We start from the raw sequence: 25,536 nt of genomic DNA on the forward strand, positions 1-25,536 counted from the left end.
GAGCCTGGGTGTCATGAACGAGAACACCGCACTCACTCCCTTCCGCATCGACATCCCGCAGGCCGATATCGAGGACCTTCGCGCCCGGCTGACCCACACGCGCTGGCCGATCCCCGTGCCGGGCCGAGACGATCGCACGGACTTCAGCCGGGGCATCCCGCTGCCGTACCTGAAGGAGCTCGCCGAGTATTGGCGCGACGGGTTCGACTGGCGTGCGCAGGAGGCGAAACTCAATGAGCACGAACAGTTCACGACGGTCGTCGACGGCCAGACCTTCCACATCGTCCACGTGCGATCGGCGAACCCGCAGGCCACGCCGCTGCTTCTCAGCCACGGCTGGCCCGGATCGTTCGTCGAGTACCAGCGCCTCATCCCGCTGTTGACCGACGAGTTCCACCTCGTCGTCCCGTCGCTGCCCGGCTTCGGGTTCTCCACCCCGCTGTCGGGGACCGGCTGGGAGCTGGCACGGACCACGGAGGCCTACGCCGAAATCATGACGCGGCTGGGCTACGAGCGGTTCGCGGCCCACGGCACCGACATCGGATCGGGCGTCACCGGCCGCCTCGCGGCGCTGCACCCCGAACGGGTCATCGGCACGCACACCGGTGCCGACTCCCGGCTGCTCGCGTTCGTCGGCGACAAGCTCCCGCTCCCGGACGGTCTGTCCGACGACCAGATCGCCCAGCTCGAGGCGGTGCGCACCGAGGTCGCGGCCGAGCGGGGATATCTCGAGATCCAGAACCACCGCCCCGACACGATCGGCGCGGCGCTCACCGACTCGCCGGTCGGCCAGCTCGCGTGGATCGCCGAGAAATTCACGACCTGGTCCGGTGCCTCCCGGCCGCCGGTCGACCGCGACCAGCTCCTCACCAACATCAGCCTGTACTGGTTCACCCGCAGCGGCGAGTCCAGCGCGCAGTTCTACTACGAGGGCGAGCACTCCGGACTCGACTGGATCATGGCCGCCGACGTGCCATCGGCATGGGCCGTCTTCGACACCCACCCGCTCATGCGCCGCGCGGTCGACCCGTGGAAGGCGATCACCCACTGGAGCGAGTTCACCGAAGGCGGCCATTTCCCCGCGATGGAGGAGCCGGAACTTCTCGCAAACGACATTGGTGCCTTCTTCCGCAGTATTTCCTGATCACGACGGCGGGCCGGCGGCCGGGGAGAACCCACACGAGATGGGTCGAAGTACCGGGATCGGTACTGGTTCCCGGCCATTCGGACGACCTCGTGCCGGTCCGAACTCAGCGATGATCGGGCCGGGGCGGATTCTCGGTGTCGGCCTACCCGGTCGCTGTTCGAGGAAGCAGCTCGGATCTCGGTGCGCTCAGAGTGGATTCGGCGCACTACATGCTCGGCTGCGCCTGAAGTCGTACAACGGCTCATCGCGCGGTGGCATGTCGCAGTCACGGCCCATCACCGCAGCCGACAAGCGCCGCCGGAGAATGGGGCGGAACCTATATTCCGGCCCATCCACACGAGCGTCGGATCGAAGTCAGGCCATGGTTTCGCCGCCGTCGACAGTGATGATCTGTCCGGTGACGTAGTTGTTGGCCATCAGGAACAGCGCGGTGGCGGCGGCCTCCTCGGCAGTGCCGAACCGACCGAGCGGCCATGTCGCACCCGCGGCGGCAACGCCTTCTTCGGTATCCATCAGAGGGGCCGAGCGCAGCAGCGGGGTATCGATTCGGCCGAAGCGGATGGTGTTGACGCGTACTCGCACGGGGGCGAGCTCAACGCCCACCGACCGCGTGAGTGCCTCCACAGCACCGGCCGCGGCCAGCCCGGCCGATGCGCCGGGAAAGGGGCGAACTACGACGGTGCCCGAGCTGAAGGTCAGCGAGCCCCCGGCGGGGAGTCTGCCCGCGGCTATCCGGGCGGCGGCGTAGGCCGCCGGAACGCGGGAGTCGAAAGTCGTGCGTAGGACGTCGGTCGAGATGTCGGTCAGTGGACCCATGCCGCCTGCCCCGCCTACGGTGACGAACAGATGGTCGACGTTCCCGGCGCGGTCGAACGCTTCGGCCAGGACCTTCTCGTCTCCACCGTCGCCGGCGACGCCTAGTACGTCTTCGTCGCCGGGATTCTCGCTGCGGAGGCGAGAGATCGCAGCTTCGAGTCGCTCGGGGTCGCGTCCGATCAGCACGACACGGGCGCCCACCGAACGCAACAGCCTGCCGGCGGCAAGCCCGATGCCGGAGGTTCCGCCGGCGATGACGACGGTGTCACCGGCCAACGCACTCGCCAACGGCAAACGAACGGGGATGGGAGCGACAGTACGCATAGGAGAGATCCTTTCGGGGAGACAATTCACTTGGTTGAGGTATGGCAGTGTCGGCGCGGCGACTGTCCGACGGGAACGGTGAGCGAACCGGCTGGTGCGCTCACGGCAGCAGACGCCCATCGCCACCGGTCGCGGTCGTAGAGAGCTGGCGTCGCCGCGCTCGCTGAGGACGACCGGCATAGTCGGGCCCGGCGGTGGTCGGAGGGCCGGTGCCACGCGGTCCGGCTCGAAGCAGGTCAGCTCGAGCGGATGAGGATCTTCGAAGCAGATCCGGCGCGCAGGGTGTGGAACGCCTCGACGATGTCGTCGAGGTCGCATTCCTGGACCCACCCGGTGGTGTCGTAGACGCCGTCAGCCATCGCCGCGATAACCGAGCCGAACTCGTCGGGCTGGTAGCCGACCGCACCGACGATCTCCTTCTGCGCCATCATGAGATCTGTGGGCTGCAACGCCATCGGGTGCTCGTGTAGTGCCAGGACCACGAGGCGGCCGTTGGGCGCGAGGTGTGCCACCCCGGACTCGATCGCTGGCCCGACTCCGGCGGCGTCGAACACCGCGTCGAGTCCCTCGCCGTCGGTCACTGCTGCCACCGCGGCCGCGAGGTCTTCGGTGACCGGGTCGACGACCCTCGCACCCAGTGCGGCGATGGTCGCGCGCCGTTCGGCGTTGGGCTCGGACACCAGTACTCGATCGATGCCGCGCGCCGCGAGCGCGAACCATGTACCGATGCCGATCGGACCGGCACCGGCGACGAGCGCGGCTCCGCCGGGCTGCACACCGCCGCGTTCGACGCCGTGCCAGCTCACCGACATCGGCTCGACGAGGGCGCCGGTGCGCAGGTCCACGCTGTCCGGCAACGGGTGAAACTGCCGCGCGTCCACCGTGACATACCGCGAGAGGCCGCCGCCGACAGCGTTCGCGCCGAGCGATCCCATCAGCGCACACGTCATCGGAACTCCGCGCCGGCACGCGGAACATCCACCGCAGGTGGCGACGACGGGATAAATGGCGCCACGATCGCCGACCGCGATATCAGTGACACCGTCGCCGACTTCGACGACGGTGCCACTGAACTCGTGGCCGAGAATCTGCGGGAGTTTGGCACCGGTCAGCGGATGCGGTGTGGTCAGATCGTAGGGAATGGACTCGGGTGCGAAGTAGAAATGCAGGTCGGACCCGCAGATGCCCGCGTAGGCGTTCTCGATTTTCACCTGTCCGGGACCGGTGACGGGCTCGGGAACTTCCTCGACTCGGAGGTCTTCCTTGCCGTGGAGAACTGCTGCCTTCATGCGTGCCTCATTCATAGTGTGTGGTGGCCTACGACCCGTTGAATCCGATGCCGGAAGGGCAATGCCGCTGAGGGGCACCGGTCGGTATTCCCATCCTGGCCCCCGGTCCGGGTGCGAGCCATCCGCCGAACGCGGCGGAAGATGAGCGATCTACCCGCCATTCGCACGCCATGCGCGGTAAACCCGAGCGACAGCCGAATCAGTATTCGCCGAGCCGGCGAAGGAACTCCGCGGCGATGTAGCGCATTCGGCCCGCGGTCGTGCGCACGTCGTAGCCGAGGAGTTGGGTCAGGCTCTCGTGCTTGGCCTGCAGCGTCGAATGGTGCATGGCGAGTTCGACCGCGGCACTGCGGAGACTGGGTAGATCACAGAGCACCCGCAGGACCTCGGCAGAACGAACATCGAGGTGGGCGAGGGCTGCCACGTCTCCGTGTGGCGATGCTGGATCGTGCGCACCGGCGAGGATGATCATCGCGCCGAGATCTGTGGCGTCGACGACGGGCGTCGAGGAGTTGGTGAGCCGGTGGGCGATGACCGCGCCCTCCCACGATTCCGGAGCGTGGTCGGCACGAACCCACATCCCCAAGCCGGCGGGTCCGGGCGGATCTATCCGTCCGCTCATATCCAGACTGGCCTGCAGAATTCCGTATCGTGTGGGAACGGCCGCCGAGATGCCCGACGGCGCGACACCCACGTCGGTGGCGATGAGCCTGATCCGGGAGCCCGGATCGATGTGGAGCCGGGCCAGCCCTGGTGCTCGTTCATCGACCGATCGTGCCGGATCGATGATGAGAGCGAGCCCAGCGGCCCGGTCGCTCCATGCGCCGAGAAGCCCGACCGCGAAGGCCAACCGCTCGAGGATCATCTCATCGTTGGCATGGGCGGCATCGTCGCGCTCGAGCCACACACTCCCGCCCTCGATCGACCGCTCCGGCCTCCTCGGCCCCCCGTCGCCGGGAACACCCCGGCCGGCCGGGTCGAAACGCGAGACCCGCCCGTTGCACACCGCGCCCGCCACGGTCCCCGCGAGGACGGCCGCGCCGCGCAGCAGCACATCGAGTCCGACCCTGCTGGAGATGAGCGCATCGAAGTACCGGACGACTTCGAAGGGTTCGCTCACATCCGGGGACAGCTTTCCCACGAGTACGTTCCTCCATACGTAGGTGATCGAGCGTAGGTCGTGTGAATCGCGCCGTCGTCTATTCGACGATGATACGCGCGGGCCGGGAATCGTCTGTCGAATTCAGCCGAGAAATGGCATGTCCCGCCCCCTCTGGATGTGTGCATAAATTGTCAATTATTGCGTTCCGGAAGTTCTGGCGGTACCCGCCAAACGTGGCACAAATATCACCGGGTTCCGGCCGTTCGCGCGCCTGGAGTGCGGCATTGACAAATTCGATCCCGTGTTCCTACGATTTGCGGGAGCGGCCTGACCGGCATGAAATGGTCCCGCCGAAGCCTCCCGAGTTGGGCATGGTCAATTGGCCGAACGATTCCGTCCCGGGCATTCTAGAACAGGTGCAATCACCATGAGTGAACTCACTTTCGAACAAATGGAAAACATCTTGCTTGCGCACGAGAAGGCCGAGTTGGAGATGGATATCGAAGCGACGATGGCGACCGTGTCCCCGAACGGCCGCTGGGAGTTTCCGAGCGATGGGTTGGTGGCAATAGGGCTCGACGCGATTCGCGAGCATTACCGGCGGATGCTTCCCGGCGCGCAGCAGTGGAATATCGCAGCCGAGAAACGAGTGCACGCGGGCGGGCCGAACTCGCTGGTCCGCGAGGCCTGGGTGTCCTGGAACACGCCCGAGGGGAGCCGGCTCAAAGGGCTGTACCTGGTGGTGATGACCTTCGATCCCGAGACGGAACTGATCTCCGCCGAGCGGCTCTACACCGACGCCAACTACGCAAAGTTCATGGAACGTCAGCTCGATGTCGAGACATACAAGGAGTTCCCGGGCGTGCAGACCATCGAATCGGTGGCGCCCGTCATCGACACCCACGACGCCTTCGAGATGGCCGAGTTGCGCGGAATGACCATCGACGGAAAATACGGCCGCGAGTAGCTGGATGCAGTGGCTCGGTAGTGAGCCTCTGCAGACGAACGAGAGGTATCTGATGGAAACAACATCGACGTTGTCTCGAGTGATTTCACGCCGCTGGCGACAGCTCCCGAGCACAGCGCTCTATTGCGCGATAAGGCTCGCGTCGATCGACCTGGGCGACCCGGCTTACTTCGCCAGGATGATCGAGAGAGATCGTGCGGCGGGGCCGCAGCGGCCGTCCCGTCGCAGACTCGCCGAACTCGACTTCCGGGAGGACATCGTGGCGGGACTGCGCACGTTCCGCGCCACACGCAAGGGCGCCCCGGAAGCACCACTGCGGCTGCTCTTCCTGCACGGCGGTGCCTTCATCATGGACCTGCAGACGATCCAATGGAACATCCCGGTCGGTCTGCTCAAACGCGTCGACGCCGAGGTAGTGGCACCGATCTACCCGCTCGGACCCGAAGCGGACTGGCAGCAGACGACCAGCGCCATCCAGCGGCACTACCTCGCCCTCGCCGAAGCCCATGGCGCGGAGAACATCATCGTTTTCGGCGACTCCGCGGGCGCCTCGCTGACGCTGCTCCTCGCACAGGCGCTGCGCGATGCGGGACTTCCCCAGCCGAAGGCGCTCATCCTCTTCTCTCCGGCGCTCGACCTCACCGGCACCGACCCCGGTCAGAAGGCGCTGGAACGTCGCGATCCCATTCTCTCCCGTGCCGTGTTGGACGAGATCGGCGAGCGGTGGCTCAAAGATCTTCCGCCGCAGGACCCGCGAGTCAGCGCGCTGTTCGCCTCCCACGCCGACTTGCCACCGATCCTGCTCTTCAGTGGGGACCGCGAAATCCTGGACTCCGACGCACTCCGTTTGAAGGCCGCCAATCCATCGGTCGATCATCGGCACTACCCGGGCATGGTGCACGTCTGGCCCAACTTCCCCATCCCAGAGGCTCGTCAGGCACTCGACGAGGCCGCGTCCTTCATCCGCCTGCACAGCGGAGCGTAGCGCGCGCCGTGCGCCCCGCCCGAAATCTAGCGCGCGCGTCGCGGCGGCCCCGGACGAGCTCCCGGACCGTTCATCTCCCTGCACTGCGAAGCGGTGAGATACTCGGTGTGCCACCGTGACTGGCGGTTTCTGCGTCGAGGACGGTGACGTGTGATCGCGTCGAGGAGGACACCATGACCAACACAGTCGGCATCACACCCGCCGGAATCGGACGTCGGGCCGCAGCGAGGTTCATCGACTGGATCATCGCCGGACTGATCGGCGCGGTCTTGTTCTGGCTACTGGAGCGAGTCACCGATCTCCCCAGCTGGATCGCGATCCTGCCGGGCGCCGGATTCGGGTTCCTGTACTTCGTGGCCTTCGAAGTAGCGACGGGATCGACGCCGGGCAAGAAGATCCTCGGGTTGCGTGTCAACGGCGCCGGTGGCGCGAGCAAACCGGATCTGGCCGAGTCCGCCAAGCGCAACGCCTACATGCTGCTGAACCTGATTCCCTGGGTCGGCGGCCTGCTGTGGTTCATCGCGGCGATCGGGATCGCGGTGACGGTGAGTTCGAGTTCGACCAAGCAGGGCTGGCACGACAACTTCGCGGGCGGCACCCAAGTCGTCAAGGATTGATGCCCACGGTGTGCGGTCGTGTGTTGCATTCGCCGCCGTTGTCGCGGGGAGTGATGGCCGCGGCGACGCGATCCGCCAGCGCGCGCAGGTGGTCGATGAGTTCGGGCGGCTCGTGAACCTGGAATCCGAAGCCGAAAAGTCCGGTGTAGACGGCTATTTCATCGAGCGAGTTCGAGCCGGTGTGCAACAGGCAGTGCCCGTCGTCGATCGCCTCGATGACACCGACGGTCGGCGGGATACGATCCGCCGCCACGGCGGCCGACACCTCGAGAGTGATGCGCGCCTGGTAGCGATAGGGAGCGGTGCTGATCCCGCGGGACACCCAGCCGGTCAGGTCGACCTCGGGTGCCTCGCGCGGGGTGAATCGAGGCCCGTTGGGGACGCGGAGGCGGAGGCGATCGACACGGTAGGTGCGCCAGTCCTGCTTTTCGACGTCCCAGCCGACCAGATACCAGTGCCGACCGGTGTGCACGAGCCGATGCGGTTCGGCCGCCCGCCGGATCTCGGCACCGTCATGGGTGCGGTAGTCGAAGCGGAGCTGTTCGTGGTCGCGGATCGCGGAGGCGATCGCGGTGAGGACGTCCGCGTCCACCGACGGCGTGCCTGCCGGCATGCTGACGGTCGCCGCCTGGAGCGCCGAGACTCGGTGACGTAACCGGGACGGGAGGATCTGTTCCAGTTTGGCCAGCGCCCGCAGCGAGCTCTCCTCGATGCCGGTGATCGTTCCGCTTGCCGCCGTGCGTAATCCGACGACGACGGCGACCGCCTCTTCGTCGTTCAGGAGCAGCGGTGGCAGTTTGGTTCCCGCGCCCAGGCGATATCCGGCCGCACCGGAGACCGCGTGGACGGGATAGCCGAGGTTGCGGAGCTTGTCGATGTCGCGGCGGACGGTTCGGGTATCGACGTCGAGGCGCTCGGCCAGGTCGGCGCCGGTCCACACGCGGGGTGTTTGCAGGAGCGAAAGCAGTTCGAGTAGGCGAGCCGAAGTTTCCAACACCCCGCACATTCTTCCGCACAGCTAGGACGATATTTGTCCTAGCTGGTGGCTCGACGACCTCAGTAATCGCTGCGGAGCGGAGTCACTGCCTCACCGCAGGGAAACGTCACCCCGGTGAGCTCCTCGGAGACGCTCCACAGGCGCTGCTGGACAGCCTGATCGTGGGAATCCGCGCTGGAGGTGACCAGTTTCGGGTAGCCGCGGATCTCACCCAGTCCGCCGGGTCCGTAGTACTGGCCGCCGACGACGGCCGGGTCGGTGGCGGCGCGCAGGGTGGGCAGGGCGCCCATCTCGGGCTTCTGGGTGAGCAGCGGCGCGAGCCAGGTGACCGGCACACGGAACGCGGCGGGCGAGTTGCGCACGAGCTCGGTGTTGGACACGCCGGGATGGGCGGCGACCGCGACGGTGGTGTCGTGCGGGGCGAGCCGACGCTGCAGTTCGTAGGTGAACATCAGGTTGGCCAGTTTGGACTGGCCGTAGGCGGCGACGCGATTGTACGAGCGCTCCCACTGCAGGTCGTCGAAATGGATGCCGGCCAGGATGCGGTGTCCGGTGCTGCTGACCGTCACCACGCGGGAACCGGGGACCGGCAGGAGTCGGTCGAGCAGCAGGCCGGTGAGGGCGAAATGGCCGAGGTGGTTGGTGCCGAACTGCAATTCGAAGCCGTCGGCGGTGGTCTGTCGCTGGGTGTACATCACGCCCGCGTTGTTGATCAGCAGGTCGATGCGAGGGTGGGCCTCGCGCAGGTCGGCCGCCGCGGACCGGATCGATTCGAGGGAGGTGAGGTCGAGTGCCTGGACGGTGACCTCACCGGTCATGCGGGCGGCCGCTCGCCTGCCTTTCTCGACGTCGCGGACGGCCAGCACCACCGTCGCGCCGCGCGCGGCAAGCAGCCGAGCGGTCTCGAAGCCCAGTCCGGTGTTGGCTCCGGTCACGATCGCGACCCGGCCGTGCTGATCGGGGATGCGCTGCTCAGTCCAGTTGCTGCTCATGACTTCTCCTAAAGAACCGGCGGTCTGTTATGAATCCAACGTAAGAGACCGGTGGTCTGATGTCAAGAGACCGGCGGTCTCTAAGCTAGGATGACGGCGTGATGTTTCAGCGAGCGCGCAGTGCGGAGCAGCGAGAGATCCGCCGACAGGCGATCCTGGACACGGCGGCGGAGATGCTCGCCGAGATGCCGGTAGCCGCGGTGAGCCTCAATGAGCTCAGCCGGCGGGTGGGCCTGGCCAAGTCGAATGTCCTGCGGTATTTCGAGTCGCGCGAGGCGGTGCTGCTCGAACTGCTGGACTTTTTCCTGGAGAACTGGCTTGCCGCGCTCGCCGACGAACTGGCCGCGGGCATCGACGCGCAGGAGCCGCCGGAAGTGCGGGCCGGCCAACTCGCCGAGATTCTCAGTCGTTCACTGGCGGACCGGGTCGTCCTGTGCGACCTCTTCGGCGCACAGGGCGGCGTCCTCGAGCACAACGTTTCGGTCGAGGTGGTCAAGCGGCACAAGCGGTCTTCCCTCGTGCGACTCGCGGCCATGACCGAGCTCGTGCGCCGCCACGTCCCCGAGCTCGCCGATGACCAGGCTCAGCTGTTCTGCCTGATGAGCCTCGTCTCGGCGGGCGCCCTGTCTGCGTACGCCTCGCCGCCGCCCAGCGTGCTCGCCGCCTACGAGGACGAGCCCGCGCTCGGTGTGCTCCACCGGGACCTGCGTGACGCTCTGTGCGTGTCTTTCACCTCGATGCTGCTGGGAGTGCTGCCACGCGGCTGAACTTTCCCTTCTCGTCCTCTGGCCGGGAGCTTCTAGGATGGGGCGAGCATCACCAGGAGCACCTCGTCTCGTCGACGCGAAAGGTCGCGACCATGGGCAGCCCGGTATCGGATACTCCGGATCGTGAGTTGGCGCCGGTCGTGGTGGGTGTTGACGGGCACAGTGATTCGGTGGTGCGTTGGGCCGCCCGCGCGGCCTTGGCTCGGCGGCGCCCGCTCCGTCTGCTCTGTGCCCTCGAAATCAGCTCCGTACAGTCGGTTTTCGGACGTTTCGACCTGTTCACGCCCGCGCTGTCGGATACCGTCCGCGCGCAGGGCGAGGAACGTCTCGAGGATGCGCGTCGAGTGGTCGACACCATCGATCCCGGCTTGGCGGTGGCTGTCGAACTCACTGAGGAAGACGCCGCCGACGCGCTCGTCGCACGATCGGGCGGCGCCCATCTCACGGTGATCGGCGCCGGGCGTGGGGGGAATCGGCTGGGTTCCACGCTGCTCGCGGTGACCGCGTACGCGGCCGGCACCGTCGTCGCGGTGCGTGGCGATCTCGCCGCGCGCACCGACCTACCGGTCGTGGTCGGGGTGGACGGCAGTGATCTCAGTCGTGCCGCGGCGGCAGCGGCTTTCGCCGAAGCCGCACTGCGCGGCGTGCGCTTGGTTGCCGTCCATACCTGGGACGACCTGCGTTACGAGAAGGCGGCCGCGCTGCCGGATCCGGTCGACGACGCCGACTCGATCGCGGAATCGCACCGGTTGCTGACCGAGGTGCTGGCGCCGGGCCGGGCCGCGCACCCCGATGTCGACGTCGAGGAACGGGTCTATCGCTACAGCCCGGCCCATCATCTCCTCGAATGGTCCGTCGAGGCGCAGCTCGTGGTCACCGGGAGCCGCGGGCGCGGTGGTTTCCGTGGCCTGTTGCTGGGGTCGACGAGCAATGCGCTGGTCCAGCACGCGCGGTGCCCGGTCATGGTCGTTCATCGCGCAACAGAGCATTGAACGTCCCGATCGAAGATCATCATCGAGTGCTTCTCCGCTGTTCGGCGACTATCCAGCGACGCGGGAAATCGAGGTGATCATCGCGATTCTCGAGTGTTGATCCAGGGATAACGGGATATTTGGCACTTGCCTGACATTCCGCACCTGGCACTCGACAGGGCTGGCAACCACTTGGTAACAACTCGGTCTTCGGTAGCCCGAACGCGGGCACGGTCTGGTGATACTGGTGATTCGACGACCTGTGCACCTGAAAGCGACACTATCGAGGAGTCCGCGTGCTGCACACCGATGTCCCCACCCGCCGTGAGATCGCTGTCCTCGCCGCGATGACCGCGCCCTGGTCGGTGTCGATCTACACACCCACCGAGATCGATCCCGCCGAACCGGACATCAGCCGGGTCGCCTTTTCCAATCAGGTGCGTGACGCGCTCGAACGGGTCACCTCGGCGGGGGAGCGGGCGGCGCTGTCGGAGGAATTCGACGACCTGCTCGACGATCCCGAGTTCTGGCGGTTCCAGTCGCGCACGCTCGTCGTCCTGGCCACCCCCGAGCGGATCCGGATCTACCGGTTGCCGAATCGGCTGCCGGCGTCCACCACGGTCGCCGACCGATTCCTGCTCAAGCCGCTGCTGCGCACGGTGACCTTTCCGCAGTCCGCCTATGTCCTCGCCCTGTCGGAGGGCGCCGCCCGGTTGATCGATGTCGACGCCGAGGGCCCCGCGGTCGACGTCACCCCTCGCGATCTGCCGAGCAGCGCCTCCGACCATGCCGGGAAGTCCTCGCTGGGCGATCGGGCGCCGAAGGGACGGGTCCAGGGATACGAGGGGCGCAAGATGCGGGTGCGGCAGTACGCGCGCGCCGTGGACCAGCAGCTGCGGACCACACTGACCGGCCGTGACGTCCCGCTGGTGCTCGCCGCGACGGAGCCCACCGATTCACTGTTCCGGTCGGTGAACAGCTACCCGGATCTGCTCGACGAGAGCCTGCCGGGCAACCCCGAGCACCTCGGCCCGGACGAGCTCGCCGCCCAGACGAGGCCGATCCTGGACCGCTATTACGCCGCCCAGCTCGCCGACCTGAGGACGCTGTTCGACAAGCGGATGTCGGAAGGCCGTGCGCTGTCCGATATCGCCGACATCGCCCGCGCGGCGACGTTCGGCATCGTCGGCATCCTCTTCGTCGACATCGAGACCGCGCTACCGGGCACGCTGGCCGCCGACGACGGTGCGGTCGAATTCGGTTCCGACGCCGAAGGTCTCGACGTGCTCGACGAGATCGCGCGCCGGGTGCTGCTCACGGACGGCCGGGTACTCGCGGTGCGCGGGTCGGAGGTGCCCGGTGGCGGGCCGGCCGCGGCAATCCTGCGCTACCCGATGTGACTGCCTGACAGGGGTACTCGTGTGGGCTCTCGCGTGCTTGGCCGCCGGTGGCCCGCACCGCTGGTGGCCTTGCCGTCGGTGTGACGCCGTCGTCTACTGGCCGCCGGTCACCGAGGAGTCGATCACTCGCACCACAAGTGGCGGTGACCGCGCTACCGTCGAGGGCGTGAGCGACACACAGTGGAAGATCCTCGGCGAGACCCTGGTGGACGAGAACCGTCACATCCGCCTGACGACGGTGGACATCGAGTTGCCCGATGGCGTCCGATTCACGCAGTACGCTGCAAAGTTGCCACGCTGCGCGATGACCCTGGTGCTCAACGGCTCCCGCGAGGTGCTGCTGATGAGGCGGCACCGGTTCCTGATCGACCAGTGGGTGTGGGAAGTCCCCGGTGGCTACGTCGACGGCGCCGAGGATGTCGCCGCAGCTGCCGCCCGTGAGGTCGAAGAGGAGACCGGCTGGCGGCCCACGTCGATGCAGCACCTGGTCACGTATCAGCCCGCGATCGGCACGCTTGATCAGCCGCAGGAAATCTACTTGGCACGGGGCGCTGAGCCGACCGGCGCAGCCCCGGATGTCAACGAGGCCGAAGAGGTTCGCTGGGTGCCGCTCGACGAGGCGGTGCAGATGATCGACCGCGGTGAGATCGTCGGCGCGGCAACGGTGGTCGGGATCTACCGAGCACTGTCGCTGACTTAGGCGCTCGCCATCACGCGCTGTCGGAAGTCGCCCACATCGGGCAGCGCATCATGCGGGGCCAGACGCGCCCGGACATCCCGGAGGTACGCGCCGGTTCGCTTGGACGCCACTTCGCCCGCCAGCTCGAGCGCCTCGTTGCCGACTCGGACAGCTTCGTGCGGGTCCTCCTGCGCGAGTGTCGAGGCGAGAAGGCACAGGTTGAACGCCTTGCCCCGTTCATAGCCATCGCTCATGTCGAGCGACTGCCGAGCCAGTCCGGCGGCGCGTTTGTGATCGCCCAGTTCTCGGAAGCACTGGGCAGTCTTTGCTGACATGTAGGCGCTGTCCAGGTAGGACAGCCAGCCGGGCAGGTGCGCGTCGCCGCGATCAAAAGCCCGCTCGGCGGCGTTCAGTGTGGTGGCGAACGATCCGCGGTCGACTCGAGCCGCGTGCCCGTGCGCCTCGACCATCAGGCAACCGGCCTCCAAGGTCGCCGACCCGGTCGAGCGGGCGGCGATCTGTGCGGCGCGTGCCAGGTCGACGGCGTCACCGGGGCGGCCGACATAGGTGGCCTGATGTGACATCGCGCTCAGGATCTCGGCGCCGAGCGCCGGGTCGCCGGCAGCGCGCGCCATTCGCAACGCCTGAATCAGGTACCGCTGCGCGAGGCCGTGCTCCTCGAGGTCATAGGCGGCCCACCCGGCGAGCTTTGTCATCTCTGCGGTAGCGCCGAACAGCTTCCGGCCCGTGGCTTCGTCGTAGATGCCGCGCAAGAGCGGAGTCACCGAACTGTGCAGGTAGTGGACCACGGTGCTGCGGACTCTGCCGCCGCCGACTCGATTGTCCAGTTCGGCAAAGGATTTGGTCATGATCCGCACGCCGTCGACGTCGGACAGCCCGACCCGACGAGATCCCTTCGCAGAGGCCGGCCGCTCGGGACCGGGAAGGGTCAGCCAGCGCATGCTCGCTGCCGAGTAGGCGGCCACGGCGTAGGACGAGTCGCGCAGGAAACGTCGATGCTCGACATCGCTGCGCCACAGCGCGGTCGCTGCCTCGGTCGCTTCGGGGATGGAGAGCGAAAATTCCAGGCCGAGATCGGCGGAGTCGCCGCCAGTCATCCCGCAATCGGCCGGGGTGACGCGGCGCCCGGCGAGCTCGCTCATCACTTCGGCGACGAGCGCTGGTACCGGTGGCGCCGGCTGCTCGCCGGCCAACCAGCGTCCGACGGAGGTGTGATCGTAAGCCAGTTCTACGCCGACTGAGCGGCCACGCTGTACGACTCTGCGGGCCAATGCTTTACGGAGAACGCCGGTCTCGCCGACCAGGTCGTGCAGCAGATGGTTGGGCTGCTTCGGCATGCGTCCCATCTCAGGAGTGTGGCACGGGCTCGACTGCATAGCCAGGAATCCGATTCCGTGCACACCCCCTGTGCACACACCCGCCCATGTCGCACGCCTTACGCCGGGAAGGCAGCTCGCGGTGTGCTGAATTCAGCCTCGATTCGAGGCCGACCAACACCCACGCCGTGAAGGGGCGCGATGTTCGACCACCTGACCGCACGGCAGCGCACCGTGCTCGATGTTCTGAGGCCCGCCGGCATATTGACTGTCGACCAGATCGCCCGCGGCGCGGGCTTATCGACGTGGAAGGCGCGCCGCGCCCTCGGGGTGCTGTTCCGCGACGGCTTCGCATTCCGCAGGCAACGTGACCTCTGGCAGATCTGGCCGCCGCTGCGGACACCGCCTCGGAAGTCCGTCCGGTGACACTTGGTTGGTTGCAACGACTGGACGGCTCGTGGTCGCGCATCGACGACGAAGGCCGCGAGCACACGGTCGCATTCGGTCCGTGGGAAGACAGCACCTGGCTGCGCGAGCTCGACTCCGAGACTCCGGCCGCGCTCGCGGGGCGCCACGCGCTCGGGGCAGGGAACGAGTGATCGACAATAACGCGCCCGCGACACTGACCCGCTGTCAGCGCTGGACGCTCGAGTCTCTCGCCGCTGTCGCACCGACTCGCCTTCAGGGCACCACGGTGTACGAGCTCGCCGCTGCGCTGCGTCACGACACTCGTCAGACGGGCGCCTACCTCGGCGAACTGCACCGGCTGCGCCTCGTGCAGTACCGCGAGTACGCGGGCGGGGTGCTCTGGTGGGTCAACGCCGCTGGTCTGGAGCTTCTGAAGCCTGCTCCATCAAGGCTCGACCGAGCAGTGTGATCGCGGCGATCGCATCGTCCAGGGGTACCTGCTGAACCATGCGTCAACTAGTAGTTGACGATAGGTCGTGCGTCAACTACTAGTTGACGCACGGCGGAAGTTCGTGAGGGTTTCGCCGACATCCCATTGAACCGAGGAGTCGTCATGGAAACCTTCGACAGCGCTGCGCGCAGGCAAGCCGAGCCATCGGGCAGGCAGGCGGTGATCGTCGGCGCGGGGATCGCCGGATTGGCGGCCGCGCTGCGATTGCGTCAGCAGGGCTGGGATGTCGTCGTGGTCGAGCGTGCGCCGAGTCGCCGCAGTAGCGGCTACCTGGTGAACCTGCACGGGCCCGGATATGACGCGGCCGAGCGGCTCGGGCTGCTCCCGGCGTTGACCCCGCGCGATATCGGATTCTTCACCTCGGTCCTCGTCCACGCCGACGGCCGGGAGAAACTCCGGATTCCCGCTGCCGTTGCCGAGGCCGCTGTCGGGGACCGGGCCTTGAGCTTGTTCCGTGGCGATCTGGAGTCGGCGCTGTACGACGCCGTCGCCGAGTTCGCCGATATCCGTTTCGGCACCACGGTGCGGGCCATCACCCAGACTCCGGGGGAGGTCGAAGTAGCCCTCAGCGACGACACCCACCTCCGCGCCGAACTTCTTATCGGTGCCGACGGCGTGCACTCGCGGGTTCGAGAGCTCGTCTTCGGCGCCGAGTCCGAGTATTTCGTGGACCTGGGTCATATGGTCGGTGCGTTTCCGCTGGACACACCTCCCAACCGGATGCCCGATGGGGTGGGCACCACGTTCATCGGTCCCGGCCGAACGGCCGCGGTGATGAACCTGGGGCCGGGTAGGTCCTCGGCGTTCTTCGCCTACCGCTGCCCCGACGCCGACTCCGCCACCGAACTGGATCTCGGTGCCGCACCCGCGCTCACTCGATCATTCGGGGACCTCGGCGGCGGTGTCGCCGACGCACTCGGTCAGCTCGCCGCCGAGCCCGGCAACGCCTACTTCGATTCGGTCGGCCAGATCGTGATGGACCGCTGGAGCCAGGGCCGGATCGTGCTGCTCGGCGACGCGGCCTGGTGCGTCACGGTCTTCGCCGGTTACGGCGCCGCCCTCGCCCTCGACGGCGCCGACCGGCTCGGCACCGCGCTGGCCGAACACGGCGACGACATCCCCGCCGCGCTCGACGCCTGGGAGACGGCGTTGCGGCCGGAGGTGGATAAGCGACAGGCATTGGCGCGCAGGGGAATCAGCCGATTCGCCCCGCCGACACGCACCCATGTGTGGGCGGGCGAAATGATGCTCCGCGCGATCCAGCTCCCCGGCATCCGCAGCCTGGTCCAACGCGCCATCCAACGCGCCAACAACTAGCCGCTGATCGGCGGTGGTGTCGCGATCACTGCTCGCCGCACAGCGCGTGATCGACCAGTGTGCTCGCCGCGTTCTCCTGCGCCAGAATGTGTTCGGGGGTATCGCCCAACGCTTCGGACATGGACACGACGACGCTGCGTGTGCCGTCGGCGGTGACGCCGTTGTGGGTGATGTAGCCGCCGTCGCCGCCCTCGTGACCCCAGTAGCTGCCGCCGCAGCTCAGCGGGCGTTCGACCAGGCCGAGCCCGTACCGTCCACCGGGCCACAGCGGCTCCAGCTCCTCGCTCACAGGGACGGTCTGGCGCATCTGGGCCAGCTGTTCGGCGGGCAACAGACGTCCCGTGAACAGTGCGCGCAGAAAGAGATTCACGTCGCGGGTGGTGGTGACGAACGACAGGATGTCCGGATCCACCGGAATCTGTTCGGTGACATCGACTTCCGCGTCGGGCCCGAACAGCTGATACGCCCTGGCATGCGGCACGGGCAGGGTGGGGGAGGTACCCGCCCAGCTGGTCTGGTCGAGGCCGAGCGGGCGCAGGATGCGGTCCTCGATCTCCTGGTGCACCGGACGGCCGGTGACCTGGTCGATGATCATGCCGAGCAGGACATAGCCGGTGTTCGAGTACCCCCAGCCCGTGCCGGGCGCGAAATCCGGCCGATGCGCCATGGCTCGGGCGACCAGCTGCTCGGGCGTGTACACGTCGTAGCGCTGCTCGTAGTACTCCTGCGGCGTGGTGTATCCGGGCAGGTCGTCGTGCAGGCCGCTGGTGTGCTGGAGCAGGTGGCGCACGGTGATCCGCGAGCCGTCGTTGCCGTTGCCGCGCACCACCGCGGGTAGCCACCGGTCGACGGTGTCGTCCAGGGACACCCGGCCCTCGGCGGTCAGTTGCAGCACCGTCGTGGCGACGAACGCCTTGGCCGTGCTCGCCAACCGGAAGTAGCCGTCCGCCGGGACCGGACGACCGGTGGTGCGGTCGGCGGTGCCGCTGGTGGCGACGGTGTGCCGCCCGTCCGGTGCGATCATCCTGGCCTGGACGCCGCTGACGCCGAGGGCGTGGAGCGCCGCGGTGTCGCGGCGGAGCTGGTCGGCCGGTGTCGCGTGGGCGATGACCTGCCCGCCGCCCGCGAGTAGCGTCGCGACCCCGGCCACCAGCACGAACCTACGCAGATGCATGGTTGACACCCTTGCATCGCAAGGCCTTTGCGCACATCAGGGACAACCCGGACCCGAGTCCCCGAATCGCTGTGACGACGGTGCGATCCCTGCGAACCGAAAAGGTCGATGACCGAGGTCGAGCTCCGACCGCAGAAGGCTCCGGCCCGGTATTCTCGATCGAAACATCCTGTGTTCTAAGGACTCTCAATGGATGAACTGATCATCGCTGCCGGGTCCGCCTTGGTGACCGCGTTGACCACCCAGACCTGGACACAGGCACGGGATGCGATCGTGGGCCTGTGGCGGCACGGTGATCCGGAGGAGGCCGAGGAGGTCGGGCGCGATCTCGAACGCCAGCGCCCCGGTTTGGAAGCAGCCCAGGCCGCGGGCGACACCACCATCGAGGCCGTGCTGGCCGAATCATGGCAGCACCGCCTCCGTCGACTGCTCCAGCACGACCCGGAACTGGCCGTCGAACTGCGGCGAGTCCTCGACGAGAACCTGCGGCCCGCAGCGCCGGGCGCGGTTCCGGTCGAGGACCATTCGGTGACGCTCACCGCGGAGGTCAGCGGCGGTATCAGCATCCAGGCCGGGCGTGACGCCCACCTCTCCGGTCCGCCACCACTGCCGTGACGGCCGAACCGCCCCGGGTCGAGCTCGTGGCCTCGGTGGACGGCGGGACCAGCATCCAAGCCGGCCGCGATGTCCACGCGACCATTGTCCAGGAGACGGCGCTCGCGCCACGGGGACCGGCCGTGCATCTGTTGCCGCGAGACCTGCGCACGCTGGTCGATCGGGAAGAAGTCATCGCGTCCCTGGTGACCGGCGCGGCGAGTGGGCACACCGCCATCGGCACCATCAGCGGCACCGCGGGGATCGGCAAGACCGCGGTAGCCATCCGCGTAGCGCATGCTCTCGTGTCGCACTACCCCGACGGCCAGTTCTTCGTCGACCTCCGCGGCCACCGGCCCGGAGCGACACCGGCCGAACCCGCCGACGTGCTCGCCACACTCCTGATCGATCTGGGCATCCACCCGCGACACATTCCCGACGGCCTGGATGCCCGACGTGATCTGTGGCGGGATCGCGTCAGCCATCAGCGGATCCTGGTCGTCCTCGACGACGCGCGCGATCAAGGGCAGGTCGACCCCCTCTTGCCCAGTGGCAGTCGCTGCTTCACCCTCGTCACCAGCAGGCGCCGCTTCGTCGCCATGGACGACGCCGTCCCGACGCCGCTGGACATGCTGCCCACGGAGGATGCCGCCCAGCTGTTCCGGAATCTGTCCGGACGCCGGACATGGCCGGCGGCGGATCTGGCCGCGGTCGCCCAGCTGGTCGAGTATTGTGAGGGCCTGCCGCTGGCCCTGGTCCTGCTGGCCGGTCGCCTCGCCCATCATCCGAGCTGGTCGATCGCGGACTACGCCGCGGAATTCACCGGAGCCGAGGATCGTCTGGGTGAACTGACCTCCGGGACCCGCGCGGTCGGTGCGGCGTTCGAGATGTCGTATCGCGCCGTTCCCGCCGGACGGCAACAGTTCTTCCGGCGACTGGCCCTGCATCCTGGAACCGACATCGACGCGCACGCCGCGGCCGCTCTCCACGACTGCAGCGTCGCCACCGCGCGGCGCGAACTCGAAGCGCTCTATGAGGATCACTTCGTCGACGAGAAGTCACCTGGCCGCTTCCGCACCCACGATCTGCTGCGGGAATACGCGCGCACCCTGCTCGCGCGCGATCCCGCGCTCGAATCCGCCGAAGCGGTGCGCCGCCTCATCGCCCACTATGCCGACATCGCCGAACTCGCGGAGCAGTTTCTGGGCGTTACCACGCGCCCTACCCGCCGAGCGGGTGTCGGGACCGCCACAACCGGCCGTTCCGGCCCCCGTGACTTCGCCGCCGCTCTCCGCTGGCTGCGCGCGGAACGCGCCAACCTGCTCGCCTGCATCGAGTATGCTTGGGGCATCGAACATTTCGAGCACCTCTTCCGGTTGACCTCGTCCCTGGCGGGCCTGCTCCGGTTGGACGGTCCCTGGGAACAGGCGGCCCGTCTGCACAGCAGGGTCGCCGAATACGCGCGGACCGGCGGCGACCAGCTCGCCTACGGCAACGCCCTCAACGATCTGGCCGTCGTCCGGGATCTCACCGGTGCACACGCCGAGGCACGAGATCTGCTGACCGAAGCGCTCGAGACCTACCGTCGGATCGAGCATCGGACCGGAGAGGGCAACGCCCTCAACAACATCGGTCACGTGCTGCACGAACTCGGCGAGTTCGATCACGCCCGCAGTCTGCTGCGAGCCGCGCTCGCGATCTTCGAGGAGTCCGGCGACCGGCTCGGCCGGGCCACCGCCGGATACAACCTCGGACTCGTCGCCATCATCACTGGCGACTATCGGACGGCTGCCGCTGAGCTGACCGCCGCCCGCGAGCTCTATGCGGCGATCGATCAGCCGCTGTGCCTGGCCGAGACGGTCAACGAACTCGGCACGCTGAGCAGACTGAGCGGCGACTACCCGGCCGCCGTCGCCTATCACGAGCAGGCACTCGACCTGTGCCGCACCATCGGCAACCCGCTCGGCGAGGCGCAGGCCCTGCACGCGATCGGCATCCTGCACCAGATCACCGGCGACTACCCGGCCGCGATCGACGTGCACCGCAGCGCCGTGGCCGCGTTCCGGCAGTTGGGCAACCGCCGGGGCGAGGCCGACGCCGTCCACCACCTCGGCATCGGCCACCGGCTGGCCGCCGACTACCCCGCGGCTGTCGCCCAGCAGGATGTGGCGAGCGCGCTCGCTCGCGACACCGGCAATCCCGCCTTGCAGGCGAACTGCCGGGTCGAACAGGGTCGCGTCCACCGGCTGACCGGTGATTTCGCCGCCGCCACCGAGCTGCTGGCAGACGGAGCGCGGCTGCACGCGCAGGCTGGTGACCTGGTCGGCGAAGCCTACGCACTCGGCGAACTCGGACTCGTCCTGCGACGTCGCGGCGACTACAGACAGGCCCTCGACCTCCAGACCCGCTCGCTGACCATCGGACGCGAGGTCGGCCATCGCATCTGCGCGACCAGCGCGCTCGTCGAGCTGGCCCATCTGCACTGCACGGCAGGCGATGCCGAGGCTGCCACCGCGCACGCCGATTCGGCACTGGCCGACTACCGTGCGGCGGGCGACCGTTTCGGTGAAGCGAACGCGTTGGTCGCGCTCGGTCGGATCCACGATCTGGACGACGACCGCGACGAGGCGGGTCGACTGTTTTCCGAGGCACGCGACATCTACCGCTCTGTGGGCACACGTGCCGGTGAGATCTACGCGGTCAACTTCCTGGCGGGGCTCGCCGCACGCGGCGACGACCTCGACACCGCTGCCGAATTGTTCACCGGCACACTCGCCGACGCGGCCGGACTGCACGACACCTACGAGGAAGCGCACGCACTGGCCGGGCTCGCCGAGGTCGCCCGCCGGCGCGGGGCCATCGACGAAGCCCTCGCGCACCTCTCGGCCGCCGTCGCGCTCTACGACCGGCTCGGCGCCGCCGAACACGACGACGCCACCCGGCGCCTGGTCGCGTGGCGCGCCGCTGCCGCCCAGGACTGACACCCAGGGGCAGGTCCTCCAGGTTTTCGGCGCGCGCCGCGCTGTCCTCGGGCCAATCCGTCCCTCGGCGAGGGGAATTCAGTGTCGACCAGGCCGCCGTGTAGGCGTGCGTCAGTCGAGGACGGCGTAGGCCTCCACCTCGACGAGGACATCCGGTTCGAAGAGGTAGTCGACGCCGATGGCGGAGACCGGGGGGAGGGGATCGGGGAGGGCTAGTTCGGTGGCGACCTGGTTGATGCCGTCGAGGAAGTCGGCGTATTTGTCGGGAGTCCAGTCGGTGACGAAGAACCTGAGACGGACGACGTCGGCGAAGGTGGCGCCCGCTCCGGCCAGGCCGCGGGCGGTGTTCCGCAGGGCGTGGGCGAGCTGGCCGGCGAGGTCGCCGGGGGCGACCGGGTTGCCGTCGGCGTCGCGGGCGATCTGACCGGCGACGTGGACGTGGCGGGTTCCGGTGCTGATCGAAACATGGTGGTACGGAACGGGACCGAACATCTTCGGCGGGGTGATGAGCTGCACGGGCACGGTGGTTCCCTTCGCGGATCGACTAGGTATCCCTTGTATACGTGGTATTCGAAGGGCACTTCAACGAGACTAGGTGTCATGCAGGAAACCGACGAGGCCGCTCAGCTCACCGCGCAGCACCGTGAATTGCTCGACCAGATGCTCGACAAATGGTCGTTGCAGATCATGGAGGCGCTGTGTGATCAGCCGTTGCGGTTCAACGAGCTCCGCCGGGCGATCCCGGAGGTGACACAGAAATCGCTCACCTCGGCGCTGCGTCGCCTCGAACGCAACGGCATGGTCGATCGAGTGATCACCCACACCCGGCCCATCGCTGTCGAGTACCGGATCTCGCCGATCGGCCGGACCTTGCAGGGACTCATCGACGCACTGCTGCTCTGGACCACCGACACCCTGCCCGCGGTCCAGCAGGCACGTGCGCGCTTCGACGATCACCAGGGCGAGAACGACCCCGGGACGCTGCGATAGCAGACCATCCCGCCGGGGTGCGACCGCGATGGCCGCACCCCGGGAACGGGCATCAGGCCTGGGCGTACTCGGTGGCGACGTCGAGGATCCAGGTCACGCCGAAGCGATCGCGCAGCATCCCGAACCCGGGTGCCCACTGCGCCGGGCCGAAGTCCTCGATGACGCTCGCTCCGTCGGCGAGGCGTTCCCACAGCGCGCCGACCTCCTCCACGGTGTCGCCGCGGACGGACAGGAAGAACGGCTCGGTGGTCAGGGTCGTGCCATTCTCGCGGCGGGTGGTCGGCTGGTCGAGGGCGACCGGCGCGTCCGTGCCCGGCACGTCGTAGGCCATGACCCGGAACCCGGTGTCGGCGACGATCTGACCGAAGATCACCTTGGTGGCATCGGGCAGCGCCGCGGGCATCCCGAAGTCGCCGTAGGTGGCGACGGTGAGCTGTCCGCCGAATACCGACTGGTAGAACTCCAGGGCGGCACGGGCCTGACCGTGGAAGTTCAAGTGCGCGACAGTGTTTACCGACATGGTGAGCGGTCCCTTCGGAAGTGGTTTCGCGCCGGAGGCTCCGGCGACAAGACCACCGTGTCAGCAGTACCGGACAGGGAATGTCCGCTATTCGTGGCAGGCTGGTCAGCATGCCGATCGCGTCCTCGACCGTGACCTCTCGTCGCCTGCTCGCGTTGCTGTCCCTGTTGCAGGTCCACCGCGACTGGCCGGGCGCGGTGCTGGCCGAGCGGCTGGCCGTGAGTGAACGCACGGTGCGGCGCGACGTCGAGCGGCTGCGCGAACTCGGCTATCCGATTCACGCGGCGAAGGGTCCCGACGGTGGTTACCGGCTCGCGGCGGGGAGCGCAATGCCGCCGCTGCTGTTCGACGACGACCAGGTGGTCGCGCTCACGGTGGCGCTGCGGGTCGCGGTCGGAACGGGCGCGGAGATCGAAGAGGCCGCCGCCCGTGCGCTGACGACCGTGCGGCAGGTCCTGCCCGCGCGCCTGCGGCACCGGGTCGACGCGCTCGACGTGACCGCGGTCGAATCGGCGGGTCGCGGAACAGATCCCCAGGTCGACCCCACTGTTCTGCTCGCCCTGAGCGCCGCGGTGCGCGCCGTGGAGGAGATCCGGTTCGACTACCGGTCCGCGGCGGGGACACCCGCGGAGTCGCCGCCGGCGCGGCGGGTGCAACCACACCACCTCGTGGCCCGCGGTGGTCGCTGGTATCTGATCGGCTGGGATCCCGAGCGGCAGGAGTGGCGGACCTACCGCGCCGATCGGATGGTGTTGCGGATCCCCAACGGCCCCCGCTTCACCCCACGCGAGGTGCCGGGTGGCGACATCGCCGCCTTCCTCTCCGCGCGGTTCAAAGGCTCCGGCACCGCGAACATCTGGCCGTGTCGCGGCGAGGTGATTCTCGACTTGCCCGCCGCCCGGGTGGCGCCGTTCGCCGGCGACGGCACCGTCGAGGAACTCGGCTCCGCGCGCACCAGGCTCCTGACGGGATCCTGGTCCTGGGCCGCGCTCGCCGCGACCCTGGCCCGATTCGACACCGAGATCGAAGTCATCGGACCCGACGAACTCCGCGACGCCTTCGCCACCCTCTCCCGGCGCGCCGCCCGCGCCGCCCGCGCGATGCCGTGACCCTATCCAAAGATGTTGCGTACTGGGAGAATTCATCGGACAGGCTGATGAGAAGCGACTCACCGCCTACACCGAGTACGCCTACGCGGTGAAGAAGGCGATCGGTCTCTCGGTCCGGATCGCCGCGCACCAGGGGATGCACCCCGACATCGACAAACTTCCCCTCGACGAAGGGCTGGTCGCCCTCGCCGCCGCGGAGGAAGCGCGAACGATGATGTGGGAGTCGGTGCTGATGTTGGGAAGCGAAGACGCGGTGGTCGCCGGCCGCAGGTGGCACGAGAGCGGGTTCCGTCTCCAGTTGATAGCCACCGGCAGAATCTCCGATGTCCCCTGGGCGCAAGCAGTCGAAGAGGCAAGTCAAGCGCGCCGCGGCTTCTATGAGGTCGTGCGGAAAGACATCGGACTCGCCATCCGCGGTTCATCGCAGAGCTACGAATGGCAACTGGCCCGGTTCCTCCAGCTGTCGAGCCCGTCCGGGGAAGCCGAACGCCGCGCGCCGGAGATCCCGCCGACTCCACCGGATCGCCGGCTGGACAGGTCGGTTTCCGAGTCCTCGGGCTGATCGTGCGCCGGCCCTCAGCCGACCCGTGGCGACGCCGCTGCTCATTCACCCGCTGCTCATCGCCCCGGGCGCCGATCAACAGCGGGGGCGGAGGCTAGAGGCGTGTCGCCGTACGGACGAGGTCGGCGACGGCTCGGGATGTGCTGTGTGGCGGCCAGGCGATGACGGTCGTGACGGTTGGCGCGTCCAGTACCGGCACGGTGGCGTGATCGGCGCGGAGTTGGGCGCGGAGCGACTCGGGGACGATCGCGCAGGCCCGTCCGAGGGTGATCAGCTGGGCCAACTGGGTGTGGTCGCGAACCTGCGGGCCGGGGCCGTCCGGGTAGCTGCCGTCTCGCCGGGGCCAGCGCGGCAGGGGCAGGTCGGTCAGGGCGTTGATTTCGGTCATCGAGAGGTGGGGTCGGTGGGCGAGGGGATGTCCGGCGGGCAGGACCACGACCTGCGGTTCGGTGTGCAGGTCCTCGGTGTCGAATCCGGTCGTCGTGTCGTAGGGGCGGAGGAGCAGCGCGACGTCGGCACTTCCGTTGCGTAGCAGTCGTTCCGGTTCGCCGGGGCCACACAACATCACCTCGACGGCGACAGCGCCGGGCTCGGCGGCGTAGGCGTCCAGCAGCTTCGACAACAATTCGCTGGCGGCTCCCGCCTTGGTGGCGAGCACGACACCGGGCAGGTCGGCGGCGGCACGGCGGGTGCGGCGCTCGGCGGCGTCGACCGCGTCGAGCGCGAGCCGGGCCTCCCGCAGCAGCACCGCCCCGGCCTCGGTCAAGGTGATCGCGCGCGAACCACGGTGCAGCAGGACGACTCCGAGTCGTCGTTCGAGCTGCTGGATCGCCCGCGACAGCGGCGGTTGCGCCATCGCGAGCCGCTGGGCCGCCCGCCCGAAGTGCAACTCCTCGGCCACCGCGACGAAGTATCGCAACTCTCGCGTCTCCACCGGGTGATCGTATCCGGGCGTTCACCACGACCGATACCCGTGCGGT

General features: G+C 68.0%; 27 protein-coding genes. 17 read left to right on the forward strand and 10 right to left on the reverse strand.

Features of this window, described 5'->3' with window-relative positions:
• Window positions 1-13 precede the first annotated feature (13 nt).
• Window positions 14-1,144, forward strand: a complete 1,131-nt coding sequence (locus ACFYWJ_RS20770; protein ID WP_355272599.1) for an epoxide hydrolase family protein — start codon at window positions 14-16, stop codon at window positions 1,142-1,144.
• A 357-nt stretch (window positions 1,145-1,501) separates the two neighbouring features.
• Here ACFYWJ_RS20770 and ACFYWJ_RS20775 read toward each other — a convergent pair whose 3' ends face one another.
• The 3 genes from ACFYWJ_RS20775 to ACFYWJ_RS20785 form a co-directional block, all read right to left on the reverse strand.
• Entirely contained in the window at window positions 1,502-2,287 is a 786-nt protein-coding gene (locus ACFYWJ_RS20775; RefSeq protein ID WP_355272597.1) for an SDR family oxidoreductase, read from the reverse strand.
• A gap of 236 nt (window positions 2,288-2,523) precedes the next feature.
• Window positions 2,524-3,576, reverse strand: a complete 1,053-nt coding sequence (locus tag ACFYWJ_RS20780; protein WP_355272595.1) for an alcohol dehydrogenase catalytic domain-containing protein — start codon at window positions 3,574-3,576, stop codon at window positions 2,524-2,526.
• 199 nt (window positions 3,577-3,775) lie between these two features.
• Window positions 3,776-4,630, reverse strand: coding sequence for a hypothetical protein (locus ACFYWJ_RS20785; RefSeq protein ID WP_355272593.1), 855 nt, complete (start codon window positions 4,628-4,630; stop codon window positions 3,776-3,778).
• Between the two features lie 475 nt (window positions 4,631-5,105).
• On the opposite strand from ACFYWJ_RS20785, the gene ACFYWJ_RS20790 reads away from it, so the two are divergent.
• From ACFYWJ_RS20790 to ACFYWJ_RS20800, 3 genes are all read left to right on the forward strand, one after another.
• A complete protein-coding gene (locus ACFYWJ_RS20790) occupies window positions 5,106-5,645 on the forward strand; it encodes a nuclear transport factor 2 family protein (RefSeq protein ID WP_355272591.1) in 540 nt (179 codons plus the stop codon).
• Between the two features lie 52 nt (window positions 5,646-5,697).
• Window positions 5,698-6,630, forward strand: coding sequence for an alpha/beta hydrolase (locus tag ACFYWJ_RS20795; protein ID WP_355272590.1), 933 nt, complete (start codon window positions 5,698-5,700; stop codon window positions 6,628-6,630).
• A 173-nt stretch (window positions 6,631-6,803) separates the two neighbouring features.
• Complete coding sequence (locus ACFYWJ_RS20800) at window positions 6,804-7,247, forward strand: RDD family protein (RefSeq protein ID WP_355272588.1); 444 nt, start codon at window positions 6,804-6,806, stop codon at window positions 7,245-7,247.
• Here ACFYWJ_RS20800 and ACFYWJ_RS20805 read toward each other — a convergent pair.
• A complete protein-coding gene (locus ACFYWJ_RS20805) occupies window positions 7,237-8,244 on the reverse strand; it encodes a YafY family protein (RefSeq protein ID WP_355272587.1) in 1,008 nt (335 codons plus the stop codon). The genes ACFYWJ_RS20800 and ACFYWJ_RS20805 overlap by 11 nt on opposite strands.
• A 59-nt stretch (window positions 8,245-8,303) precedes the next feature.
• On the reverse strand, window positions 8,304-9,236 hold the full coding sequence (locus ACFYWJ_RS20810; protein WP_355272585.1) for an SDR family NAD(P)-dependent oxidoreductase: 933 nt from the start codon (window positions 9,234-9,236) through the stop codon (window positions 8,304-8,306).
• Window positions 9,237-9,337: 101 nt separating this feature from the next.
• Between ACFYWJ_RS20810 and ACFYWJ_RS20815 the strand changes: the two genes are divergently transcribed.
• The 4 genes from ACFYWJ_RS20815 to ACFYWJ_RS20830 all read left to right on the forward strand — a co-directional run bounded on the left by ACFYWJ_RS20815 (window position 9,338) and on the right by ACFYWJ_RS20830 (window position 13,074).
• Window positions 9,338-10,003, forward strand: a complete 666-nt coding sequence (locus tag ACFYWJ_RS20815) for a TetR family transcriptional regulator (RefSeq protein ID WP_355273054.1) — start codon at window positions 9,338-9,340, stop codon at window positions 10,001-10,003.
• 92 nt (window positions 10,004-10,095) lie between these two features.
• Window positions 10,096-10,995, forward strand: a complete 900-nt coding sequence (locus ACFYWJ_RS20820) for a universal stress protein (RefSeq protein WP_355272584.1) — start codon at window positions 10,096-10,098, stop codon at window positions 10,993-10,995.
• A gap of 275 nt (window positions 10,996-11,270) precedes the next feature.
• Window positions 11,271-12,374 (forward strand): hypothetical protein, encoded by a 1,104-nt coding sequence (locus ACFYWJ_RS20825; RefSeq protein ID WP_355272582.1) that lies wholly within the window; start codon window positions 11,271-11,273, stop codon window positions 12,372-12,374.
• 166 nt (window positions 12,375-12,540) lie between these two features.
• Complete coding sequence (locus ACFYWJ_RS20830) at window positions 12,541-13,074, forward strand: NUDIX hydrolase (protein WP_355272580.1); 534 nt, start codon at window positions 12,541-12,543, stop codon at window positions 13,072-13,074.
• Here ACFYWJ_RS20830 and ACFYWJ_RS20835 read toward each other — a convergent pair.
• The gene (locus ACFYWJ_RS20835; RefSeq protein ID WP_355272578.1) at window positions 13,071-14,420 is read right to left on the reverse strand and encodes a hypothetical protein; all 1,350 of its coding nucleotides are present in this window, start codon (window positions 14,418-14,420) and stop codon (window positions 13,071-13,073) included. The two genes, ACFYWJ_RS20830 and ACFYWJ_RS20835, sit on opposite strands and share 4 nt — an antisense overlap.
• A 171-nt stretch (window positions 14,421-14,591) precedes the next feature.
• Between ACFYWJ_RS20835 and ACFYWJ_RS20840 the strand changes: the two genes are divergently transcribed.
• From ACFYWJ_RS20840 to ACFYWJ_RS20855, 4 genes are all read left to right on the forward strand, one after another.
• Window positions 14,592-14,816 carry a hypothetical protein gene (locus ACFYWJ_RS20840; protein ID WP_355272577.1) on the forward strand — a complete coding sequence of 75 codons (225 nt, stop codon included), beginning with the start codon at window positions 14,592-14,594 and terminating at the stop codon, window positions 14,814-14,816.
• Window positions 14,817-14,827: 11 nt separating this feature from the next.
• A complete protein-coding gene (locus tag ACFYWJ_RS20845; RefSeq protein ID WP_355272575.1) occupies window positions 14,828-14,989 on the forward strand; it encodes a hypothetical protein in 162 nt (53 codons plus the stop codon).
• On the forward strand, window positions 14,986-15,267 hold the full coding sequence (locus ACFYWJ_RS20850; RefSeq protein WP_355272573.1) for a hypothetical protein: 282 nt from the start codon (window positions 14,986-14,988) through the stop codon (window positions 15,265-15,267). Before ACFYWJ_RS20845 ends, ACFYWJ_RS20850 begins: the two co-directional genes overlap by 4 nt.
• 144 nt (window positions 15,268-15,411) lie before the next feature.
• Window positions 15,412-16,626, forward strand: coding sequence for an FAD-dependent oxidoreductase (locus ACFYWJ_RS20855; RefSeq protein WP_355272572.1), 1,215 nt, complete (start codon window positions 15,412-15,414; stop codon window positions 16,624-16,626).
• Window positions 16,627-16,651: 25 nt separating this feature from the next.
• Here ACFYWJ_RS20855 and ACFYWJ_RS20860 read toward each other — a convergent pair whose 3' ends face one another.
• Window positions 16,652-17,800 (reverse strand): serine hydrolase domain-containing protein, encoded by a 1,149-nt coding sequence (locus ACFYWJ_RS20860; RefSeq protein WP_355272570.1) that lies wholly within the window; start codon window positions 17,798-17,800, stop codon window positions 16,652-16,654.
• 189 nt (window positions 17,801-17,989) lie between these two features.
• On the opposite strand from ACFYWJ_RS20860, the gene ACFYWJ_RS20865 reads away from it, so the two are divergent.
• Both ACFYWJ_RS20865 and ACFYWJ_RS20870 read left to right on the forward strand, forming a co-directional pair.
• Complete coding sequence (locus tag ACFYWJ_RS20865) at window positions 17,990-18,415, forward strand: hypothetical protein (RefSeq protein WP_355272568.1); 426 nt, start codon at window positions 17,990-17,992, stop codon at window positions 18,413-18,415.
• Window positions 18,412-21,375 (forward strand): tetratricopeptide repeat protein, encoded by a 2,964-nt coding sequence (locus ACFYWJ_RS20870; protein ID WP_355272566.1) that lies wholly within the window; start codon window positions 18,412-18,414, stop codon window positions 21,373-21,375. The genes ACFYWJ_RS20865 and ACFYWJ_RS20870 overlap by 4 nt, the downstream gene beginning before the upstream one ends.
• A 111-nt stretch (window positions 21,376-21,486) precedes the next feature.
• On the opposite strand, the gene ACFYWJ_RS20875 is transcribed toward ACFYWJ_RS20870, so the two are convergent.
• Window positions 21,487-21,897 carry a RidA family protein gene (locus ACFYWJ_RS20875; protein WP_387162126.1) on the reverse strand — a complete coding sequence of 137 codons (411 nt, stop codon included), beginning with the start codon at window positions 21,895-21,897 and terminating at the stop codon, window positions 21,487-21,489.
• 78 nt (window positions 21,898-21,975) lie between these two features.
• Between ACFYWJ_RS20875 and ACFYWJ_RS20880 the strand changes: the two genes are divergently transcribed.
• Window positions 21,976-22,365, forward strand: coding sequence for a helix-turn-helix domain-containing protein (locus tag ACFYWJ_RS20880; protein WP_355272565.1), 390 nt, complete (start codon window positions 21,976-21,978; stop codon window positions 22,363-22,365).
• Between the two features lie 52 nt (window positions 22,366-22,417).
• Here the strand turns inward: ACFYWJ_RS20880 and ACFYWJ_RS20885 are convergent, their stop codons facing one another.
• Window positions 22,418-22,885: a VOC family protein gene (locus ACFYWJ_RS20885; RefSeq protein WP_355272563.1), complete on the reverse strand. Its 468-nt coding sequence runs from the start codon at window positions 22,883-22,885 to the stop codon at window positions 22,418-22,420.
• 80 nt (window positions 22,886-22,965) lie between these two features.
• Here ACFYWJ_RS20885 and ACFYWJ_RS20890 point away from each other — a divergent pair, with 80 nt between their 5' ends.
• Together ACFYWJ_RS20890 and ACFYWJ_RS20895 are read left to right on the forward strand one after the other, a co-directional pair.
• Entirely contained in the window at window positions 22,966-23,994 is a 1,029-nt protein-coding gene (locus ACFYWJ_RS20890) for a WYL domain-containing protein (protein WP_355272561.1), read from the forward strand.
• A gap of 88 nt (window positions 23,995-24,082) precedes the next feature.
• Entirely contained in the window at window positions 24,083-24,556 is a 474-nt protein-coding gene (locus ACFYWJ_RS20895) for a hypothetical protein (RefSeq protein ID WP_355272559.1), read from the forward strand.
• Window positions 24,557-24,650: 94 nt separating this feature from the next.
• On the opposite strand, the gene ACFYWJ_RS20900 is transcribed toward ACFYWJ_RS20895, so the two are convergent.
• Complete coding sequence (locus tag ACFYWJ_RS20900) at window positions 24,651-25,490, reverse strand: LysR family transcriptional regulator (protein ID WP_355272557.1); 840 nt, start codon at window positions 25,488-25,490, stop codon at window positions 24,651-24,653.
• Window positions 25,491-25,536 lie beyond the last annotated feature (46 nt).

This window comes from Nocardia sp. NPDC003269 (genome assembly GCF_042888005.1).
GTDB lineage: Bacteria > Actinomycetota > Actinomycetes > Mycobacteriales > Mycobacteriaceae > Nocardia.

Excerpts from the sequence above, each read along its gene's own strand:
- ACFYWJ_RS20770 (WP_355272599.1), top strand. The coding sequence starts at position 14 with ATGAACGAGAACACCGCACTCACTCCCTTCCGCATCGACATCCCGCAG.
- ACFYWJ_RS20775 (WP_355272597.1), bottom strand. The coding sequence starts at position 2,287 with ATGCGTACTGTCGCTCCCATCCCCGTTCGTTTGCCGTTGGCGAGTGCG.
- ACFYWJ_RS20780 (WP_355272595.1), bottom strand. The coding sequence starts at position 3,576 with ATGAAGGCAGCAGTTCTCCACGGCAAGGAAGACCTCCGAGTCGAGGAA.
- ACFYWJ_RS20790 (WP_355272591.1), top strand. The coding sequence starts at position 5,106 with ATGAGTGAACTCACTTTCGAACAAATGGAAAACATCTTGCTTGCGCAC.
- ACFYWJ_RS20795 (WP_355272590.1), top strand. The coding sequence starts at position 5,698 with ATGGAAACAACATCGACGTTGTCTCGAGTGATTTCACGCCGCTGGCGA.
- ACFYWJ_RS20800 (WP_355272588.1), top strand. The coding sequence starts at position 6,804 with ATGACCAACACAGTCGGCATCACACCCGCCGGAATCGGACGTCGGGCC.
- ACFYWJ_RS20810 (WP_355272585.1), bottom strand. The coding sequence starts at position 9,236 with ATGAGCAGCAACTGGACTGAGCAGCGCATCCCCGATCAGCACGGCCGG.
- ACFYWJ_RS20815 (WP_355273054.1), top strand. The coding sequence starts at position 9,338 with ATGTTTCAGCGAGCGCGCAGTGCGGAGCAGCGAGAGATCCGCCGACAG.
- ACFYWJ_RS20820 (WP_355272584.1), top strand. The coding sequence starts at position 10,096 with ATGGGCAGCCCGGTATCGGATACTCCGGATCGTGAGTTGGCGCCGGTC.
- ACFYWJ_RS20835 (WP_355272578.1), bottom strand. The coding sequence starts at position 14,420 with ATGGGACGCATGCCGAAGCAGCCCAACCATCTGCTGCACGACCTGGTC.
- ACFYWJ_RS20840 (WP_355272577.1), top strand. The coding sequence starts at position 14,592 with ATGTTCGACCACCTGACCGCACGGCAGCGCACCGTGCTCGATGTTCTG.
- ACFYWJ_RS20855 (WP_355272572.1), top strand. The coding sequence starts at position 15,412 with ATGGAAACCTTCGACAGCGCTGCGCGCAGGCAAGCCGAGCCATCGGGC.
- ACFYWJ_RS20860 (WP_355272570.1), bottom strand. The coding sequence starts at position 17,800 with ATGCATCTGCGTAGGTTCGTGCTGGTGGCCGGGGTCGCGACGCTACTC.
- ACFYWJ_RS20865 (WP_355272568.1), top strand. The coding sequence starts at position 17,990 with ATGGATGAACTGATCATCGCTGCCGGGTCCGCCTTGGTGACCGCGTTG.
- ACFYWJ_RS20880 (WP_355272565.1), top strand. The coding sequence starts at position 21,976 with ATGCAGGAAACCGACGAGGCCGCTCAGCTCACCGCGCAGCACCGTGAA.
- ACFYWJ_RS20885 (WP_355272563.1), bottom strand. The coding sequence starts at position 22,885 with ATGTCGGTAAACACTGTCGCGCACTTGAACTTCCACGGTCAGGCCCGT.
- ACFYWJ_RS20890 (WP_355272561.1), top strand. The coding sequence starts at position 22,966 with ATGTCCGCTATTCGTGGCAGGCTGGTCAGCATGCCGATCGCGTCCTCG.